The organism is Paenibacillus sp. LjRoot56, assembly GCF_964253335.1.
Classification (GTDB): Bacteria; Bacillota; Bacilli; order Paenibacillales; family NBRC-103111; genus Paenibacillus_E; species Paenibacillus_E allorhizoplanae.
Genome location: NZ_CAXURV020000001.1, coordinates 583,451 through 603,354, shown reverse-complemented (window position 1 = coordinate 603,354; position 19,904 = coordinate 583,451). Strand labels below are relative to the sequence as shown.

Below are 19,904 nucleotides of genomic sequence, written 5' to 3'. Positions count from 1 at the left end.
AGAGGGTATCCCTTAAGCCATGTAAGTGGCGGGGGCCCTCTCTGTTTCGTTCATAGGGTTCATCTTGTATTAGCCCTTCCCCACCGAAAATAAGTGTATTTTCGCATCTTTGGCCATTTACGCTTACACGGGGGCTTGGGACTTGCGTTGTCTTTATCTTCAACTACACCTGCTGCGAAGCCAGCACATCGCGTTTTTCAAATTCGGCAATAACTTTGAATTGGTCACCATCAATATCAATCGTGAGTGTGCCCCCTTGTAGCTCAACGATGCTCTTGGCTATGGCGAGGCCGAGACCGGAACCTTCCGTTCCCCGAGACTGGTCGCCGCGCTTGAAGCGTTCGAACAGCTCCTCTACGCCATAATTCAACTCGTGGAGCGAGATATTCTGAATGATGAGGATAACGCGCTCTATATTTTCCGTCAACGTAACGTAGACACGTGTTCCCGGCAAGGCATATTTCAAGGCGTTGCCGATGAGATTCTCGAAGACGCGCCATGTTTTTTTGCCATCCAGCAGCGCATACATATGCGGGCTTTGCACATTTACGCGGAAAGTCAGCGTGGATGCCTCGATTTTGTCGCTGAACTCCGCCAAGGCCTGTGTCAGTAAGGCGGAAACGTCGACTTTTTCCCAATGCAGCTCTGTAGCCCCGCTTGCCATCTTCGATGCCTCGAAAAGATCTTCGATGAGCACCTTGAGACGCTGCGTTTTCCGATCGAGCACCTCGAGATAGTGGGTAGATTGGTCGGCAGACAAGCCTTCTTTTTTGAGCAAATCCACATAATTGATAATGGAGGTTAACGGTGTTTTCAAATCATGGGAAACATTCGTAATCAGCTCTGTTTTGAGACGATCACTGACACGTTGTTTCTCTAGCGAAAGCTGCAGGCCATACTTCAAATTGTTAATGTTCATCGCCATCCGGGAGAGCTGACCTTTTCCTTTGGCAGGAAGGGTCACATCAAAGTTACCTTGCGACATTTGTTCCACGCCTTTGATAATGGCGCGAAGCTGCTTGATCTTCCGCATCATATAAGGCAGTACCACGAGCAGGAACATAATGTACCAGACGAACGTAAAGACGATAACAGCCTCTTCTCCGCTAGAAGCAACTACACACACGGGCAAGAAGCCCATGATCCCGATGATCGCCATAAAGACTAGCAGCTTGAACAGCAATCCTCTTTGCTCCAGCGTGTCTTTCAGGGTTTGCCAGAATGATGCAGTTAAGCTGCTTCTCCATTCCATGGCGAGATTTCCAGGATATCTAAGCAGTGCGACTGCACCACGAAGGCCGCTGTATACAATAACAAGTAATGCGGAAGCGATGAGGACAATGCTTATTTGATATAAGCTTACATAGGTCGGAGACCAGTAATATAGCTCAGCATCGAAGAGGATACCGAACAGTGCAGCAGCCGCAATAAAAGTTGTCCAAGCCCGAACATCGATCGGCAAGCGTTCCCTTACCACCGTTTGGATATCGATCAGCGATGGGTTATCTCCCCGATGTTTTCTTGCCAAGTAGGTTAGCCCGATTGTGAGAACCACAAGCGCTGCTAGCCAGTAAACCGTTGCTGTTGCTTGCTGCTTTTGAGATTCATAAGTGAGATAATCCGCTTGAATAATGCCCGAGCCTTGTGATGGGTTTAAAATGTAGTACGTAGCTTTGACCTGATCAACATTCATTTGGTACGAAAATCGATTCGGTTCATCTATCTTGGGCAATGTCAGTGTATACATGAACGCTTGTTGATCGATCTTTTTTTGCAGCGCTTCAGACGAGATATTGCTATACGTTTCGCCGGTTTTCAAGTTTTTCACGACGTAGTAAAGCGATTTCACACGGTTATCCAGACTCGTCTTGGCCGCCATGAATTGCTTTTGTTTGGCCGTGATTGCGGTCTTCAGATTTTGTTGAAAAGTCGCTTCCATCTCCTTATTCAACTCCGCAATTTTCGTATCTCTTTCAGCTTCCAGTCGATCTACTTCTGCATTGTCATCACGACTTCGAGCATTATCTATACGCGATCTGTACTTCTCCTGCAAATTGTTCAAGCGATCCTGTACGGTCCGTTCCGCGTCACGCTTCACATTATAATAGTCATTATTGCCGAGCTGCTCTTCTGGTGTTTTCTCACTGAAATGCGGAGCCTCCAGATGATACAATTGAATATTCTCATAGACGGAATTTATCTCCCTCTCGAATGCCCCGCTTTTGAAATAAGCATCCTCACCGAAATACACGCTGTTCTTATAGGTATTCGTTGCCGCGAATAACGTCAGTGTCCACATGATGACAACACCGACCAGCAACACCAGGGAGATTGATCTACTTCTCCATTTTGTAACCAACACCCCACACCACCTTCAAATATTTAGGATCCTTCGGATTAATTTCGATTTTCTCGCGAATTCTGCGCACATGCACAGCCACAGTATTCTCAGCGTTAAAGGCGGGATCTTTCCACACCTTTTCATAAATATCATCGATAGAAAATACACGTCCCTTATTCACCATCAGCAGCTCCAAAATTTTGAATTCTGTTGGCGTCATACGCACTTCCTCGCCATCGACTGTGACTTCCTTGGTGACAGGATTGAGCACGAGACCGCGAACGCTTAACTCCTCATTTGCCGTCTTTTCCGTTCCAAATGGTCCTAGCGTTGTGTAGCGCCTTAACTGTGACTTCACTCTGGCGATCAGTTCCAGCGGATTGAAAGGCTTCGTTAAATAATCGTCAGCACCCACATTCAGGCCCATAATTTTGTCCATATCCTCCGTTTTGGCGGAAAGCATCAGGATCGGGACATTGCAGCGTTCTCTAATCTTGAATGTCGCCTGAATTCCATCCATCTTCGGCATCATGATATCGAGGATGATCAAATGGAATTCCTTTTCTTCCAGCAAAAGCAGTGCTTCCAGACCGTTGTTCGCTTTGCTGACTTCCATCCCTTCGCCCCTCAAATAAATCTCAATCGCTTCCTGAATGTCGATATCGTCATCGACGACCAGCACTTGGTATTTCGTCACGTCCACGCACCCTTTTTCTTTATCTCACTTCAACCCACCGTACTAGCCTAATATTAGTAGATACTATTTACAAAATAGTTACCATAATTCTTAAGAAATTATGAAGACAAGACTGACAAGCTGTTTGTCTCTTTAGTGTAGCACGGAAGTGCCGTTTCATCATGAGGTCTGTTTACACGTCTACAAGCTGAAAGCGATGGAAAACGCAAAAAGCAAAAAAGCCGATTCCACTGTAGTTGTGCACTACGGGATACGGCTTTCTTCCTTGTCTTCATTGAACAATGTGTTTATTCCAAATTCTCAAGTCGCGCCTTATCTTCGTCCAAAGAATCCATGGCTTGCTGTACCGCTGGGCTGTCTGATTGGAGACTTGCCTGGGCTACAGCATTTTCCGCTTTGGAGATGGCATTGTTAGCCTCTTCAACCGTTTGGGCAGTCGGGTGAGATAGGGCATGATTCACGGCTTGGTGAACGTTATCGACGGAATTTTGTGCAGATGAGATCGGATTTTGCGACTGTAAACTTGAATCAACTTTGGTCATATGGTGCTCATTACCTCCTCATAAGGATATGTATTACCTTTGCTAGGATGAGGTATATGAGGGAATTTTATTCGCGGGCTTACCCAGGAGTACATGTTAATGCCCTAGACATAAGCAAGCGAAACGTGCCATGAGCTACCATCAAAAAAAGGAATATCCAGCAGCTAATCACCGCGGACATCCCTCTATTATTATTTAGCTGGTGCAGATGACGTTTGACCACCCTGACCGCCTGGTTGCTGCTGGCCTTGACCACCTTGACGCTGGCCTCCCTGCATTTGGCCTTGTCCACCCTGGCCATTCTGGCCGGTGCCTCCTTGTATACCTGGCCCAGCACCGCCAGGTCCACCCTGTATACCAGGTCCGCCACCTGGGAAGCCTTGCATGTTGCGATGTACCATTTTGCCACCAAGATGACCTGTGTAACTTACGAGCAGCACCGCGACAAGGGAAGCAACGAGAAAGATCGGGTTGCGGCCGAGCTCGAGCTTTTTCCAAACTAGCAAGCCTACACGTACTACAGCTAGTACAATAGCAAGGATCATCGTTAACCTCGCGTAAAATTCATGCGATCCAACGAGCGTATTCCGTGATTCTGGCCCTGTAAGCACGCTGGCAATCGCACCGAGCGCACCAACGACAAGGCAAAGCATACCGGCTGAGTGCCATTCCTTCTTTTTAAAAATAAGAGCCACAACATCAAAAACAAAGCTGAAAATTAATAGCGCAATTGGAACGTGAGTGAATATAAAATGTAGATTTTTCATTATGTAGTCCATGCGATTCGCTCCTTCATATACCGGAAAATAGATTACACTACAAAGCGTAGTGTAAAAGGTTGGAATTGTCAATTCTTTTTCTGACAAGCCCATTTCCAAGTATGTTTGAACGCCAAAATGTGAAAAAGGGCCTATTTGTTAGATAAGCCCCATAACGACTATAAAGATAAGTACAGAAATTGCCAATCGAATTAGCGGCCAGCGCATGGCAACCTCCCTCTCGGGGTCCAAAATATGCTGAATACGCACATTCATCGAAGTCTCCGCAAAGGAAGCGTGTGAGAGTGGAAAGCGCGGTTTCGCGGTTTGTTTGAGCAGCTTCAGCAACGCACTGCCTAGGTCTGTCGCTTGCTCCATCCGTTCGATGGCGTACTTATCCGCGCGAAGCTCGATCATCATCGGATATTTGTGGGCAATCCATGCAAAAATAGGGATATACCGCATCGACTTCGAGATTAGCGCCAGCAGGAATATCGCCGCAGGATCCCGGTGTTGTACATGGCATTTCTCATGCTCAATCACCGCACGAAGCTCACCCGGCTCCAGCATGTCCATCAGTCCCGTTGAGACCAGTATACGTGGCTTCCATAACCCGATGGTCATGGCAAGTGGTGCTTGGTAGCGAACGATTTGGAGTTGCTGCTGTGCGAGATCGAAGTTCGCAGCATACACTTCGGAAAGAGCAACATCATGGTATTTCTTCACGAGCTTATTCGCCTTGACCACATCATAGCAGTGCTTGACCGTAAACCATAACATCGTCCCCATCGTGTAGAGAATCAATAGATTGACTAAGGTCATAGGCACGTGCCCTGGCACATGCAGATAGTGAAGGAGAATCATACACAAATCAAATAGATTCCGAGAGGGCCTCCAGTGGAACATATGCCCTAGGAGGAAGGCCACCATTTGCCACAGGATCGAGCCTCCAACCACTAATGCAGCCGCGTACAGCCATTTGAATCGCGATTCCTTCATCGTTATCGATCCCTTTTCAGAAGTAGAATATGCTGCTCCAACTGGTCAAGTAGCTCAGGGTCCACTTTATCGAGCGCATCAACCATATGGGTAACTGCCAACGAGCCAAATTGTTCAATAAGGTCATACGTCAACTCTTTGGATTGCGTGTCCATGAACTCTTCAATCGTTATAACAGGCTTATAGTGAAACGACCTTGCAACAGAACGCTTTTGTAAAATCTTTTTGTCCACGAGGCGGTTCATCACCGTCATCACGGTATTGAAATTGATCGCTTTGTCCTCGTCCAGCTTCTGTTGGACGTCTTTGATCGTCATTTCCGAGGGGCTGGTCCAGAGAATTTCCATAATCTTGGACTCTAGCGGACCGAAAAATCGGTTAAGTCCGCTTTCCTTTAATTTAAAGTTTTGCATTTTCACGTTAGGCCACACTCCTTACACTATAGATTGTAGTGTGATCATAGTGCGGAAGTCAAGAAACACCTGTTGCGTGAGCGACATGCTTTGAATTTACTTTGACATCTCCTCGCATTCGCGTTATAATACTTACATAAAGTAAGTTATAGAAAATAGTATAGTTAAGGAGTGATTCTGATGAGCATTGACATATATTCGGTAAATGAACAAGGCGTAGGCGCATTCGATGGAGGCAAATTCGTCGAACAACGAGCTATCAGCTTTCCCGGCGAAAAGACAGCGGTAGATCGTGTCGGGCCTTTATTCTACTGGGCATGGGGCAAAGCATCCGACGTATCGGAAATCGGCATGCACCCGCACAAAGCGTTCGAAATCGTCACGTATGTGATCGACGGGCTTGTCGAGCACCGGGATTCCCTCGGATCCTTGGAAACCGTGACGAACGGCGGCGCGCAAGTGATTCAAGCGGGTTCGGGTGTCTATCACGCTGAGGCCTTCCGCAGAGCGGGCAGCGAGGCGATGCAGATTTGGTTCGAGCCGCATTTGAGCGAGACTGTAAAAAAGCCGGCTGCCTATCACCAATACGAGCATGAGCTATTCCCCGTTAGCCAAGCTGCTGGGGCAACCGTGAAAAAAGTAATCGGCGGAGATGCTCCCATACAGTTGGATACGGATGTGCGGATGTATGATTGGGCGATTGAGCCTGGCGCCGCGTTCAGCTACGACTTGGAACTGGGGCGCAGCACGGCGTTCCTCGTGATTCGCGGGGAAGGTGTGGGTAGCGTTGTGGGGCAAGGACAGGAGCGAGATCAAGAGCAAGGGCAAGATCGGAAGACCCTATCCCACAAGGATTTTGTGGTAGCGAAAGCAGTAGGTGAAGGAGAAGCTCTTCACCTGGTGGCGGGCTCTGAGCAAGGCCTGCGGATCATTGCCATCGACGTACCGGAAGATCCAGGCTATGCCTTGTATCGGAAGTAAGCAGGTTTCACACGCACCTCCCCATCCGAAAAGATGGGGAGGTGTTGTGTTTTTTGGAGCTTCACTGACCGCCAACACTTACTTCATTCCTCCAACGCCCCCACACTACCCCCAACTAGCCAGCACTCCCACTAGAATACCTGGATTTCCTCCAGCTATTTTGAGCCTTTCCATTCCTTTTCCAGAAATAAATGGAAAACATACAGCTAATCTCACTCATACCTGTTCGAAAGGCCCAAATCAGCGAAATTAGCTGTACTTTTTCCATCTAACCTCGTGATTCAGAGAAATCGGACTAAATTACATGGACTTTTTCCATGTATTTGTAGGATTCGCCTTCCTTTTTTGGAAGAAACCAAATTGACACTTTCGTCACGCATCTTGTATGATCAAAGGAATTATTATGATAACGATAATCATTCTTACATTTGGAGCGTGCTGACGATGCCCATCGAAACAAACGTCGATTTCTCGCTAGTTGAGATGTACTTTCATATTTCACCAAAAGGAATGGAAGAACCCCTCCTGCACATTCCGGCGAAGCAGCTCTTAGAGGGACCTGTGATGTTGGACGTCCTGCAGCAAGGACAAACGTTGCTCCGCGGCAAAGGATTGGACATTTCGGCGTCGTACTTGGGACTTACACTTTTCAATCTAGTGGCTACGATCCACCTGTTTCTTGCTCAGTACAATCAATGGTTGGATTTGGAGTTAGATCATCTCGCACTTGAAGTCGAGAATCATGGCGACCATGCACACGTCGGATATAAGATTGTAAACGTACAATGGAAGGAAGTTCCGACAGAAGATCGTGACCTATTCATTGAGTTGGAAATGCGTAAGCTGTTCTCAACCCTCATCACGCCAGTGATTACGGTCATCGCAGAGCAAGCAAAAGTGAATCAGGCTATGATCTGGAATCAATTCGCTGCGCGCATGACATTCGTACGTGACTATGTGTTGGAAAATGACCCACGTCCCCACGTCCGCGAACAGTTCTCTGCCGATTATGCGGTGTTGACGAAAGAGTTGACGGCCGATGTTTTTGGTCGCAAAGTAAATCCGTTCGTCCATGAGCCGAAGTACATAGATAGCCCTTATCAAGAAGGCAAAAAAATTCTGATGCGCTCCTCCTGTTGCATGTACTACCGCCGTGAAGAAGGAACAAAGTGCTTCAATTGCCCGATCCTCAAGGACTCGCAGCGCGAGGAAATGTTCATTGAGATCAAAAGCAAGCAAGCGAGCACAGCTACAGCTGGATAAGACGAATGCACAAAACCCCTGAGGGATTTCCCTCAGGGGTTTTGGTATGTTTAGCTAGTTAGTTGGAAGAGGGTCGGGGGTCGGGGGTCGCGTTGGGCTTGGAGGCTGTCAAAAATGCAGATAGGCAGTTTTGACATAGGTTTCCCTTCATTTTTTGGGAATTGATGCAAATAGGCATCCTTTTAGTGTGATTTGAGGAGATTTCCTTTAAATTCATTAGAAACGTTGCCTATTTGCACGCATTTGCTAATTTAGAGGATAAATGAAGAGAAAAGGTTGCCTATTTGCATTTTTCAAAGAATAATTCCCCTATAAATCCTGTTTTAAACGGTTGGTGTTGGTCTTGCCGTTAGTGTTGCCGATAGATTGCGTTATTACTGATGATGATATAGAAGCTAATAATAGTGGTATTCGCGTAAAGTAGCATAGAGTAATCAACAGAAAAAGCAGCGGAAATCCGCTGCTTTTTCCCTATTCCCCTCGCCTCAGTGAGGCCCTATTTCCCGCCCGTACCGTTCACAAAGGCGAACGAAGCAAACGTCTTGTTCAGCCGTGCCATATTCGCATCCGTGCTCACCGCAGCATCAATACGAAGCGTCACCGTATACGTGACTTGCTTGCGATTAAACACATATACCGTCTCGGCGTACGGAATGTGCGCTTTTGAATAGCTCACCGTGTACTTCTTCGCTTTCACATCACCGAAAAGCGTAACATCCTCAGACGAGTAAGTGTAGTCACTATCATTGGTGCGACTTACCTTGTGCTCCTCTTCGGCATCCTTCAAGACTTCGGCGTAGGCCTTCTTGCTGTCTGCCTCTACACGTAAGTAACCACCTGTGAAGGTAAATGACTTCGTCGCCTGATCGTTACCCTCGTAAGAGCGGTTCGTTGTCCAATTTTCAGGAATACGCACCGTATAGTTGAACTTCTCGTTTTTATATAGCGTTGTACGATCCGGATCGGCAAGTTCGTCTAAATCCTGAATGATGCCAAGCTCCCCATCCATCGCTTCTTTATCCACGGAGATCGACGCCACCACGTTATCCCAGATCTTCTTCAGCTCATCACCTTGATCATCTTGCGGATAGGTCATTTGCACTTCATATTTGTACTTGTCCTTGATGAAAAAGAGCGAACTTCCCGCATCCCACTCGTCCCCCAAGGAACTCGCAAAACCTACTTTCCATGCTGGCACACCGTCTACGGTTACCTCTACTGGCTTGTCTACACGGCGATAATCCGCCTTGTATTGGGCTTCAAACTCTTTAGTCTTCCGGCCAACCCAATCCGACAGGGTATCACCTGAAGACGCTGAGGTTACATATACATGGAGCGTTTGCGAATAATCCTCATTGTAAAAGGAGTTGCTTCCACGATGATCCTGCTCCCAGTCCGCAGGCAAATCGATCGATAACCCATACTCACTCGTATAGGTCACATCATCAGAATTAAACACGGAGATATCTTTCAGAGAGTTATCTGCCGAATTAAAAGCAAGCTTAAAGCTATCCAACAAATCATTATAGCTATTTTGTTTGGAACGATTGGTGTATTGTTCTTTGGTTACGAAGAGCTTCACCGTATACAAACGACCACCATGCAGGTAGCCTCGCGTCTGGATATAGCCATCTTCACCGGATCGGCTTACGATTTTGGCATAAGGACTTTCTGCCCGCTTTACATATTGACGTTCCAGAATCGTCGCACTATCCCCATAACCCGAATATTCACTGCTATCATCACCTGCGATTTTGTTCAAAAGAGCCGCTGCCGACAGCTCATCACTTTGGTCGCTGTCTACGTGAATGGAAAGGGCGAATTCGCCTTTCGCATCAACGAAGCTAACGGAATCTCCGTCGTCGGATTGTTGTCTTTTGACAAGACCAGCTGGGTACTTCATGGACCAGCCGAAGTGGCTGTCGCCAATCTTCGTTTTACCGCTGTCCGCGTCCAAAGAGCTTCCCTCGGAATCCTCTGTTAACGCCGCTTCTGCACTGTGCAATTCACCAAGCTTCACAGTTTTGGTCAACGTCGAGCTTCCAGCCTGAAGCTTAATATCCACCGATTGGCCTGGCAAATACTTTTTAATCGCCTCGTTGTAATCTACGAGTGTTTTGACCGAGGTAGGGCCTACAGAAACTAAAATTTCATCTTGCTCAATTCCCGCTTCTGCCGCAGGTGAATCCGCGTCCACGTAGGTCACTCGGAGCCCCGTCGAACTCGGCAAGCCAACAACGGCTTCCCAGCTTTCTTCTAATTCCAGGCCTGTATAGGCGCGTTTCACTTTGCCATACAGTTCAAAATGCTTCAAAACATACTTCACCGTGTCTACAGGTATAGCGAATCCGAGATTTTCTACACCAATATCTGCGTATTTCATCGTATTAATCCCAATGACTTCGCCCTTCATATTGATCAAAGCGCCCCCGCTGTTGCCTGGGTTAATGGCTGCGTCTGTTTGAATCAACTGATACTGCGAGCTCACCGAGCGATCTAGACCGCTGACAATGCCCACTGTTACAGAGTTACGTAAAGCGAACGAGATAGGCGTACCAATCGCAGCTACTGTTTCACCAACTTTGATGTCCGAGGAGGAGGCGAAGGTGGCTGGCTTGAGGCCTGAGGCATCAATTTTGACAAGTGCCAGATCGCTCTCCTCATCAATATTCGAGGCATGCCCGCGATAGGTTGTCCCCTCGGAAGTCACGACGACGATATTTTTCATATTTTTCACCACATGAGCATTCGTAACAATCACACCGTTCGAGGCCACAATGACACCCGTTCCATGTGCAAGGTTAAAGCGATTTTTCTCTAATGACTTGTCCATCTCTGAGGATGGCTTTCCTATAATGGCGACTACGGAAGGCGAAGCTTTCTCGATAACCTGCGGAATCTCTGCGTTAATTTCAGCTGCATAAGCAGGCGAAGACATCGGCTGTACAAACGTCACAAGTACGAAAGCTGCGACCAGCGAAATGCTCCCTTTTTTCATCCAAACTTTCCAATTCCCCATTATGTCGTTCCTCTCTTAACAAAAGTTGGCAATAGCTAGAATCTAGCACAATTCTGGTAGAGAGACAATATAAATATTTCCACAAAAAGGTAACTTTATCGACATTCTGCAATGCGTTCCGGATGCGTATACACGGTTAAATGGTCCTTCCGAATGAAGCCAACTACCGTAATGCCAAGATCGTGAGCGAGTCGGAGTGCGAGATCGGTTGGTGCTGATTTGGACAAAAGAAGGCCGACGCCGATTTTCGACGTCTTCAAAACAACTTCGGAAGAGACTCTTCCGCTGAATGCGAGAACCTTATCCCTAACCGAAATCCTCTCCCGAAGGATGTGTCCATATATTTTATCAAGCGCGTTGTGTCTGCCGATATCTGCTCGGGTGACTCGAAGCTCACTGACTGTGCACAGCGCTGCGTTATGCAACCCTCCTGTCGCCCGAAATTCCGCCGATTGCTCCTGAAGTTCACTCATCAGATGAAAGCATTGGGGGATCGTCAGACTGAGCTTCGTTGTCACCGTTTTGGCCGTGCGCATATCATTGTGAAAATAAAACTGACGACTTTTCCCGCAGCAGGATCCAATGAATCGCTTGGACACCATCTGGCGGCTCAGCTGATGAAGATGACGGAGTTTCACATGGGCGAAGCCACGGTCCTCCTCGAGGGATAGGGATTCAATCTGATCGACGAAACGGATCATCCCTTCGGAAGCAAGAAAACCCGTAACCAAATCCATTGTGTGGCTTGGTGTATAGACAAGTGTGGCAAACTCCTCACCATCCAGCAGGATCGTCAGAGGGGCCTCGACCGCAATCGTATCCTCCGCAGGAAGCACCTCCGAACCGTTATAACGATGAATCGACCATGTTGTGGTCGCAGGCGATGGAAGCTCTACATCATCCACAGCTTATCCCTCCATTTCGGTTTCCAACTCTAAAATGCGCTTCTCAACATAACGAGTGTCTTTGTGTGCGTGGTACGTTTCTGCCTTTTCAACAATGACAGCCGTGTTATACTCTGGAATGCCCGCGAATGGCTCATATACTCCCTTGGGTATGAGGCTGTTGCCCTCTGGCCAATGCACCTCGATATTGCCCTGCTTGACATCTGCCTGCTTTACTCTGCCATGCATGCTGCCGAAACCATTGTAGACCACGATCGCTTCCCCTTCGTTTAAGGCGAGTCCCTTCGCGTCTTCTTTATGAATGAGCACGTCATAGCGCTCCGCATCATTGAACGGATCGACGTCACTGTAGATCATCGAATTGAACTGCTTACCGCGGCGCGTCGTCACCGCGAAATGCCCCTCCGGCTTCCGCAGCTCCGGAAGCTCGATCGGCAGCAGCCGGCCGCGGCCATCCGGCGTCGGACAGACGCCGTCTTCGCACAACCAAGCGCCGCCGGACTGGAACACGTCCCCGCGCTCCCGCAGGTGCTGGATGCCGTCGTAGCTCGGCGCGGCCTGCGCAATCTCCGCGCGGATCGCCTCCGCGGTGCCGCAGCCTAGCAACGCTGCGGCTTCGGGCTTCACCCGGCGGGCGAGATCGACATAGATGTCCCACTCCGCTCGGGCTTCACCGATGCGGGGACCTGCGATCTCGGGTGAGAAATACACCATCCGCTCCGTCGAGGTGGATGTGCCTCCCCCCGGCTGCTCGTAGCGCGTCATCGCGGGCAGCACCACTACGGCCTCCCGCGCGTCGAGCAGCGTGGAGGTGTTAAGGATGATGTCCTGGTGGACACGGACGTCGATGTTGGTAAGTGATTGTCGGACGAAATCCGGGTCCGGCATCGTCTCGAGGAAGTTGCCTCCGGATGTATAGAACAACCGGAGCTTCCGCTCCTGCTCCTCGGGCAGGAGCGCATTCTCGAGGGTGACACCGACGATTTCACCCTGCCAGCTCGGCAGTTCGAAGCCCCAGAGCTGCTCGATGCGGTTGCGGTCGGCGGCGCTGTTGATCTCGCCGCCCGGCAAGGAGAAGGGATCGGCGCCCATTTCGCCGGATCCCTGCACGCCGCTGTGGCCGCGGATGGGCATCAGCCCGCAGTGCTCGCGGCCAAGAAACCCCCGCAGGAGGGCGAGATTCGCCACCTGCGAGATGTTGTCCGTGCCGAAGCGGTGCTGTGTGAGCCCCATGCTCCACACGAAAACCGCGCTAGCGGCACGCGCTAGGATCTGCGCGAGCTCGCTGATGCGCTCGCGAGTGAGACCGGACGACTGCGTGAGCGTCGTCCAATCCTGCTGCGCCACGTGGGCGCGCAGTTCTTCGTATCCGTTCGTGTGCGCAGCCACGAACGCGTGGTCAATCGCGGAGCCAGGCTCGCGCGCCTCCATCTCGAACCACACCTTCATGATGCCATTCATGAAGGCAATATCTCCGCCGATGTTCACTTGGTACACATCGTCTGCCAGCTTGGTGCCGAATAACGCTGATTCGGCAATGGAAGGGATCCAGTACTGCTCCATTGATGGCTCGTAGTACGGGTTAATGACAATGATCTTCGTCCCTTTGCGTTTGGCCGCATACATATACTTCGTCGAGACCGGCTGATTGTTCGCGGCCACGCTGCCCCAGAATACAAGGACGTCCGTGCCGATCCAGTCCTTGTAATTGCAAGTCGATGCGCCCACACCAACGGAGCGCTTCAGTGCCGTCTTCGACGGTGAGTGGCAGATGCGGGAGGCGTTGTCGATATTGTTCGTGCCGAGCAATCTTGCTACCTTCGCTGCCACATAGTACGACTCGTTCGTAATCCCTCTCGCCGTTAAGTAGAACGCCATCTGCTTCGGGTTCAACCCGCGCATCTTCGACGCAATCAACTCCAGCGCTTCATCCCAGCTGGCACGGCGGAAACGTCGCTCACCTTTCCTACGGATAAGCGGATACGGAATACGCCCGAGCTGGCGAAGCTCGGTGGAGCTCATGCGGCTGAGCTCGTCGATATCCGCATGGAGCAGCTCCTCGCGAATGGCTGGCATCGTATTCAGCCGCAGTACGTTCAGCCGGGTCGTGCAGATATGCGGCCCTGCCAGGGTCTGATCGTAAAGCCCCGACACACCTAGCGCGCAGCCGTCGCACACCCCCTGTGTCAGGATCCTCACCGCATAGGGCAGATTATCTCGATTTTGCCACGCAATTTTAGCCGTCTCTCGAATATGCTTCGGTTTCACTTTACCGAGACCGAACGGTATCTTACTGACCCAGAGCTTAGGATCTGGCTTAGCAGGCAGCTTGATCGGCCCTGTGTGCTTCGTTTTCCCCAAATTGAACGCCTCCCATTGCATGTATGTATTTTTGGTATTTGTTTGTCTTGTTGTATCTCGTTGTCTTGTTTATCTTGTTAGATTTATTTATCTTGTTTATCTTGTTTATCTTGTTCGTCTTGTTTATCTTGTTTATCTTGTTTTATCTTGTTCGTCTTGTTCGTCTTTTTCGTCTTGTTTGCCTTGACTGCCTGACCTTAAGTCCTGCCTTGTTATCCCTTATCTTCTATCCCCTTACCTACCTCACCTTGCACTCTCTTCCCTTGTTCCGCCATATCTCCCTAAATACACCGCACGTCCCCTCAAAATTGCAAAAGTGCAACCTTTCACCAACAAATTCGTCTGTTTTCGAGAAATAAGTGCAAATCAGCAACAATTTCTATCGTTTCTGATGGTTATGGCTTATTCCCCGCCAAAAGGTTGCCTTTTCGCAACCTTTCCTACGCAACCAGCAATCTAGCGTAAAATTGTTGCACATTTGCATCTTTGATCGCATGATCCAACCGACTTAACGCCAAATCACCCTGCCAGCTACTCTAAACCTCTTGCTCCCTATCTCATTCCCCATACACTTCACTTCCTACCATTCTATTCCGCTCATCCCCCATGTTCCTCAGCTCCTTAGAAGCAAAAAACCACCGCAAAACAACCCCAAGCCCCTCTTACGAGAAGAGTCTCGGGTTGTCTCACAGTGGTTAGTCTCCGGCAGGTTCGCTACCAAGTGCCAAGCACCTTACTTATGTATATGTAGATGTACGAGCGGTTAGTTATCCGTGTCTTGTACTGAACTTCTTTTCCAAATCTTCATCAAAAACGAATATCGACATCCCCACATCCTGCGCAATATCGATATCAACAAACAGCTGAATGAACTTTGCGCCAAGCAGCGTTTCCATCTCTACAGGGGGATGATCCTTGTAGATTTCTTTGACCATTTCTGTGCGTGCCGTGCGGAGCATTTGCCTGCCATCGCCCGTCTTCGCCATAAACTTCTCTACTGGAGAGAGGTTTCCTGCCATTTCGCAGATCGCCCAGCTTTTGCAGAAGGTCGTCGTTACGCGTTCCGGCCCCTTGCCCATGTGCTTCTTGCGATAAGCTTTTACCAGATTACTAAACTCGGCCTCCATACGATTCATTGGTCAGCCACCTTTATGTTTACTAACTTCATCATAGCAAGAAAGCCCTTACCTGACAACATCATAAAGGCCTATCCGAGTGGCTTACCGTTACCCACTCCCCGTTTGACTTCATTCCCTTTGAGGACATTGGGCCGAATATGTTCATATGTTTTTGTTCATATGCTTACCCCACAACCCAGGCCATATAATTTCTGGCGTGTCAAAAAAGAGCGATCAAGACATTCGTCTTGTCGCTCCACCGCTCTGTTCAGCCGTTCACCCCCGTGAACCGCTAACATCTCATTCCTTAATCTGAAACTGATGTGCCATCTCCTTAAGTGCTGTCGCCATGTGGTTAAGAGAACTGGAGGATTGCGCAATCTCGTCAATCGTGGCAATTTGTTCTTCCGTTGCAGCGGTAATCGTCTCCGAACTTTTGGCCGACTGCCCGGCAATGCGGTCCAGTTCCTGCAAAGAGGCAGTAATTTCTTCGGAACTTGCCGACATTTGCTCCGCCGCCGCCGAAGCCTCTTGAATTTGGCTCACGACCCCTTGAGCTGTTTCCACAATTTTAGCAAAAGCTGTTCCCGTTTGCTCAATCGCCAACATGCCTTGCTGGAATTCGTCGATGCCTTGGACAGTCGAACTGGAAGCGGACGCAATGTCCGCCTGCACTTGACTGACAAGCTCGTTGATCTGCTCGGAAGAGTTCTTCGACATTTCCGCCAGCTTTTTCACCTCCGACGCAACAACCGCAAAACCTCGGCCTTGCTCCCCAGCCCGTGCCGCCTCAATAGATGCATTTAGTGACAACAAGCTCGTTTGTGAGGCGATATCCGACATCATGGTGACAATGCCGCTAATTTCCTGGGAGCGCACATTCAGCGTCTCCATCACCTTGGAAATATTGTTGACCGCTTCCTCCACGGACTGCATTTTGGAAATTGACTGCTCAATAAGCCCGAAGCCGTATTCCGCTTCCGTCTTTGATTGAATGGATGTTTCATAGGCCTGCGAAGACGTATCGGCAATTCGCAGAATTCCCTGCGTCATTTCTTCCATCGCTCTGGAGCTTTGCTCCGTGCTCATCGCTTGTGTTTCGATGCCTGCCGCAATAAGCTGCGTGGACTCTGCAATATTCCTTGAAGCTTGTGTCGTTTCATCAATGGAGGATTGCAGCGTCTCGGAAGCTGCGGAAACTTGATCCGAGCTGTGTATCACTTGCTTCACCAGCGTTCTTAAATTCGTGCTCATCGTCGTAAAATCACTGGCCAGCTTGCCGATTTCATCCCTGTTCTTAATGTACAGCGCATCCGAAGTCAGGTCGCCAGCCGCAACCTTTCGGGCTTCAGCGGCAATTTTCTTTATCGGTTTGGAGATATGATTGGAGAAAAGGATAACGCCCAGCGACCCCAAGACCAAACAAATAAGCAGCATCGTGATCGTGGAATGCAGCATGCGCTTCTGGCCATCATTGTAGTCCTGGTAATAGGAACCGGCTGCGACAATCCAATTCCAATCCGGCACTTTGAGGGCGTAGGCGATCTTCAGCGCCTCTTGGTCACTGTTTGGCAGCGGCCAGTTATAAAAGGTAAACCCGCCGCCATTTTGAGCCTGGCCAATCATATCCTGGATGTAATAAACCCCGTCCGACGACTTTTTATCCCAGATGTTCTGGCCTTCCAGACTCGGATGCGCTTGTAAATCCCCTTTATCGTTTAGGACAAAATAATAGCCGTTGGCGCCCATGTTAATATTACGATTAATCGGTCTTGTCCCATCTGCTTGCTTGCTGCCCAGCATGATGAGCTTCGCGTCTTCTTCCGCTTGCTGCATGGTCAATTGACCATTCTTTACCAGCTCATTCAGTTGATTAATATTTTGAACCATCAGTTTGACGCTGTTCTCCAGGTTTTTCTCAATGAGCTTATCCGTTTCGTCTTTGGCGTTAAAGTAACTGTTAATAGATAAAAACAGCGTAGGGATCAACAACAACAATAAACAAAAGGCCAAAAGCTTCTTTCGAATTGTAAAACCCCATTTTAAGGGAGTACTGCCAACTTTCTGCATGTGTTCTTCGCCTCCTGAGCAGCTCGCAAGCATACGATTATTGACCTAGGTATAAATAACTAAATATTCTAGATCTTTATGCCTATTATACTTGGGATTCTTTTTAGCTGAGCACGCATGTGTTACGAAAACAGTAATTTTCGTAACACGTTGGCTAGTGCGGGTGTGCGGCTCATGTGCACAAAAGGCCGCCAGCATTCGCTGACAGCCCTATCGTCTTACTCTGATTTAAGGATAACATCCTCGCTATACATATTCCCGGCGAAGGACAACCCTTCGATTGCCTTCGGTTTTGGCAGCAACGACGCACTCACGATATTTCCTGTGTGATCGAGATACGAATCAACGTCCACATTGCCATGATAGAGACAAATGTCATCCGACCAGCCATCTCCCTCGATCCGCAAAGCTGTTGCCTCCCATGGCGCTAGCTCTCTTCCCTGCAGATGTGCCGATGCACGATGAACCACTACACGAGGTCGTGTGCTGCCACCCACATTTGGGAAAATAACGGTCTCCATCGTTGCCTTCCCTCGAACAGATAGCGACCGCTTTACGACCGGATTCGTATGGTACTCCCCTTGAAAGAACAGCAGGCCAGACTCAACGGTCAGTTCATCGTCTTGCCCGGCTTGTGGAGGATAGAGTAGCTGTACATTTGCTCCATCTAGGTGCGTACTAACCCTTCTCCCTTCCCAATCACAGATGACTTCACCACAAGGCAGGTGATAATACTGCTCGTATCGATGCAATTCACTAGCCTCGAACAGATCCACGATAAGCCAGTATCGGTTTTTCACAAACAACACTTTGCGAGAGTGTATGACCGGATCATCGTATCGGGTGTAGCCATAATGACTGGCAAACCAATAGTCGTACTGGGCATTGCTACACACATCCCAAATTTTACATGCCGCTGTCGGTGGCGCATTCCAATGCAGGCCTCGAACATGCTGATCCTGCCCATCCACGACAACGGTATTATGTGCCCGCGTGGATACCGTATATTTACGCTCTTTGTTCCACTCGAAAAGACCCATACCTGAGTCCGGCAACAGCTCTTTGCCGCCTGCATACATGATCAGGCTCAGCGCATCCGAATGCGCATGTCCGTTGATCCCAACTCCTGCACGCATTCCCATATACAGCGCATCCCGCTTCCAATCCTGCCGTGAGAGAATATACCCGCCCACCGAAAAACTGGCAAGTAGTTCCTTCGGCTTCTCAGCAGCCAATCGTTCATACCTGTCCACCGCCTGAGGTCCCAACCTCCACAGTAAAGAAAAAGGCAGTTTGGCATGTCCGCAATACTTAAAATCAGCCCGATGATACAAATACGCCCCTAAGCTCATCGTCGTACGTAGATCACTTGGCACATGAACATCGGTATCCCCGAAACGCGGCAAGTTTCCATCTGGTGTCAGCATATGCAGGAGAACAACATACATTTGCTCGAGCACTTTCTCATACGACGATTCCACCTCTAAACCGAGTGTCTGAAACAGTGGAACCAATTCATACAAGTCCCGCATGACGACTAAATGATAGTTTGGACTCGCTTCGAACTGGACACCGTCTTCGTATACATTTTGCTGGATGTAGCTCGGTAATTCCTTCAATCCGTAGTTCAGCCACGCTGACGACACCTTTAACTCCGGCAGCAGCAGTGCGACCTGGATAAGACCGCGAAGCTGCATCGTCGCATGGTTGCCGTGATGGGCATGATAGCTTCGTACATAGCGGCCATGCTCGTGGAACGATTTGATCATTTTCATTTTCACTTCCGGCGTGAACGAAGTCGAGCCCCAGAACGTCATGAACGCTTCCGGCAGCATGAACAACCGCACCCCGACGGACAGCGGGTCCCATGTACAGTGCTGCGCTCGGAACGTATCATCCACGGGTACGGGATTATCATCAATAAAATGCCGCATCATCTCATTCCAGCATGCCGCATACTTCTCATCACCAGTCACACAGTAAGCCCTCGCCAAATGCTTCACATACACGAATCGCGTCAAATGAAGCTGATACTGTGAGCTGTCATACAGCCAACTGTTCCAATCGTACTTACCCTCTTGAAACTGGACACGTTTCCCTTTAAAAAGCGGTAGATCCCCCGCTACAATTCGGTCGGCTTCCGCGATGGACAACTGTGCTTCCTCGTCATCACCGTACTGCTCTCTAGCATAGGCCATCAAGCTCGGTACATCGCTCACATTGAAATAGTAGCGCTTGGTGACGCTGGCATCGATCAACGCCAAATACGCATCCCGTGCGCCAACTACATCGCCGAGGGCCATGCGCTCGCGTACCTTCACCATGTCTGGTCGCTCCACATCCAGTTCTTGCTGAATAAATGTCTCATCGGTCATTTGCGGTTGAGTAAACCTTGGATTATGCCGCAAATCCATATAGCCCATCTCGATCATATGTT

General features: G+C 49.2%; 14 protein-coding genes. 2 read left to right on the top strand and 12 right to left on the bottom strand.

Features of this window, described 5'->3' with window-relative positions:
• Positions 1 to 163: 163 nt before the first annotated feature.
• The 6 genes from ACSQ8O_RS02670 to ACSQ8O_RS02645 form a co-directional block, all read right to left on the bottom strand.
• On the bottom strand, positions 164 to 2,359 hold the full coding sequence (locus ACSQ8O_RS02670; RefSeq protein ID WP_436240370.1) for a histidine kinase dimerization/phospho-acceptor domain-containing protein: 2,196 nt from the start codon (positions 2,357 to 2,359) through the stop codon (positions 164 to 166).
• A complete protein-coding gene (locus tag ACSQ8O_RS02665; RefSeq protein ID WP_436240369.1) occupies positions 2,337 to 3,038 on the bottom strand; it encodes a response regulator transcription factor in 702 nt (233 codons plus the stop codon). Before ACSQ8O_RS02665 ends, ACSQ8O_RS02670 begins: the two co-directional genes overlap by 23 nt.
• Before the next feature lie 287 nt (positions 3,039 to 3,325).
• Positions 3,326 to 3,580: a hypothetical protein gene (locus ACSQ8O_RS02660; RefSeq protein ID WP_056622187.1), complete on the bottom strand. Its 255-nt coding sequence runs from the start codon at positions 3,578 to 3,580 to the stop codon at positions 3,326 to 3,328.
• Between the two features lie 191 nt (positions 3,581 to 3,771).
• Positions 3,772 to 4,359 carry a DUF2231 domain-containing protein gene (locus tag ACSQ8O_RS02655; protein WP_436240368.1) on the bottom strand — a complete coding sequence of 196 codons (588 nt, stop codon included), beginning with the start codon at positions 4,357 to 4,359 and terminating at the stop codon, positions 3,772 to 3,774.
• A 138-nt stretch (positions 4,360 to 4,497) separates the two neighbouring features.
• Positions 4,498 to 5,337, bottom strand: a complete 840-nt coding sequence (locus ACSQ8O_RS02650; protein WP_436240367.1) for a M56 family metallopeptidase — start codon at positions 5,335 to 5,337, stop codon at positions 4,498 to 4,500.
• Positions 5,338 to 5,339: 2 nt separating this feature from the next.
• Positions 5,340 to 5,756, bottom strand: coding sequence for a BlaI/MecI/CopY family transcriptional regulator (locus ACSQ8O_RS02645; RefSeq protein ID WP_171638308.1), 417 nt, complete (start codon positions 5,754 to 5,756; stop codon positions 5,340 to 5,342).
• Between the two features lie 174 nt (positions 5,757 to 5,930).
• Between ACSQ8O_RS02645 and ACSQ8O_RS02640 the strand changes: the two genes are divergently transcribed.
• Positions 5,931 to 6,731 carry a pirin family protein gene (locus tag ACSQ8O_RS02640; RefSeq protein WP_436240366.1) on the top strand — a complete coding sequence of 267 codons (801 nt, stop codon included), beginning with the start codon at positions 5,931 to 5,933 and terminating at the stop codon, positions 6,729 to 6,731.
• Positions 6,732 to 7,175: 444 nt separating this feature from the next.
• Positions 7,176 to 7,994: a (2Fe-2S)-binding protein gene (locus tag ACSQ8O_RS02635; protein WP_436240365.1), complete on the top strand. Its 819-nt coding sequence runs from the start codon at positions 7,176 to 7,178 to the stop codon at positions 7,992 to 7,994.
• Positions 7,995 to 8,490: 496 nt separating this feature from the next.
• Here ACSQ8O_RS02635 and ACSQ8O_RS02630 read toward each other — a convergent pair whose 3' ends face one another.
• The 6 genes from ACSQ8O_RS02630 to ACSQ8O_RS02605 form a co-directional block, all read right to left on the bottom strand.
• Positions 8,491 to 11,013, bottom strand: coding sequence for a trypsin-like peptidase domain-containing protein (locus tag ACSQ8O_RS02630; protein ID WP_436240364.1), 2,523 nt, complete (start codon positions 11,011 to 11,013; stop codon positions 8,491 to 8,493).
• A 95-nt stretch (positions 11,014 to 11,108) separates the two neighbouring features.
• Complete coding sequence (gene fdhD / locus ACSQ8O_RS02625) at positions 11,109 to 11,918, bottom strand: formate dehydrogenase accessory sulfurtransferase FdhD (RefSeq protein WP_436240363.1); 810 nt, start codon at positions 11,916 to 11,918, stop codon at positions 11,109 to 11,111.
• Positions 11,919 to 11,921: 3 nt separating this feature from the next.
• Entirely contained in the window at positions 11,922 to 14,279 is a 2,358-nt protein-coding gene (locus ACSQ8O_RS02620; RefSeq protein ID WP_436240362.1) for an FdhF/YdeP family oxidoreductase, read from the bottom strand.
• Positions 14,280 to 15,046: 767 nt separating this feature from the next.
• A complete protein-coding gene (locus ACSQ8O_RS02615) occupies positions 15,047 to 15,415 on the bottom strand; it encodes a DUF2294 domain-containing protein (protein ID WP_436240361.1) in 369 nt (122 codons plus the stop codon).
• Positions 15,416 to 15,697: 282 nt separating this feature from the next.
• Positions 15,698 to 17,467: a methyl-accepting chemotaxis protein gene (locus tag ACSQ8O_RS02610; RefSeq protein ID WP_436240360.1), complete on the bottom strand. Its 1,770-nt coding sequence runs from the start codon at positions 17,465 to 17,467 to the stop codon at positions 15,698 to 15,700.
• Between the two features lie 218 nt (positions 17,468 to 17,685).
• Complete coding sequence (locus tag ACSQ8O_RS02605) at positions 17,686 to 19,899, bottom strand: alginate lyase family protein (protein WP_436240359.1); 2,214 nt, start codon at positions 19,897 to 19,899, stop codon at positions 17,686 to 17,688.
• Positions 19,900 to 19,904 lie beyond the last annotated feature (5 nt).

Excerpts from the sequence above, each read along its gene's own strand:
- ACSQ8O_RS02605 (WP_436240359.1), bottom strand. The coding sequence starts at position 19,899 with ATGATCGAGATGGGCTATATGGATTTGCGGCATAATCCAAGGTTTACT.
- ACSQ8O_RS02615 (WP_436240361.1), bottom strand. The coding sequence starts at position 15,415 with ATGAATCGTATGGAGGCCGAGTTTAGTAATCTGGTAAAAGCTTATCGC.
- ACSQ8O_RS02630 (WP_436240364.1), bottom strand. The coding sequence starts at position 11,013 with ATGGGGAATTGGAAAGTTTGGATGAAAAAAGGGAGCATTTCGCTGGTC.
- ACSQ8O_RS02655 (WP_436240368.1), bottom strand. The coding sequence starts at position 4,359 with ATGGACTACATAATGAAAAATCTACATTTTATATTCACTCACGTTCCA.
- ACSQ8O_RS02610 (WP_436240360.1), bottom strand. The coding sequence starts at position 17,467 with ATGCAGAAAGTTGGCAGTACTCCCTTAAAATGGGGTTTTACAATTCGA.
- ACSQ8O_RS02640 (WP_436240366.1), top strand. The coding sequence starts at position 5,931 with ATGAGCATTGACATATATTCGGTAAATGAACAAGGCGTAGGCGCATTC.
- ACSQ8O_RS02635 (WP_436240365.1), top strand. The coding sequence starts at position 7,176 with ATGCCCATCGAAACAAACGTCGATTTCTCGCTAGTTGAGATGTACTTT.
- ACSQ8O_RS02650 (WP_436240367.1), bottom strand. The coding sequence starts at position 5,337 with ATGAAGGAATCGCGATTCAAATGGCTGTACGCGGCTGCATTAGTGGTT.
- ACSQ8O_RS02660 (WP_056622187.1), bottom strand. The coding sequence starts at position 3,580 with ATGACCAAAGTTGATTCAAGTTTACAGTCGCAAAATCCGATCTCATCT.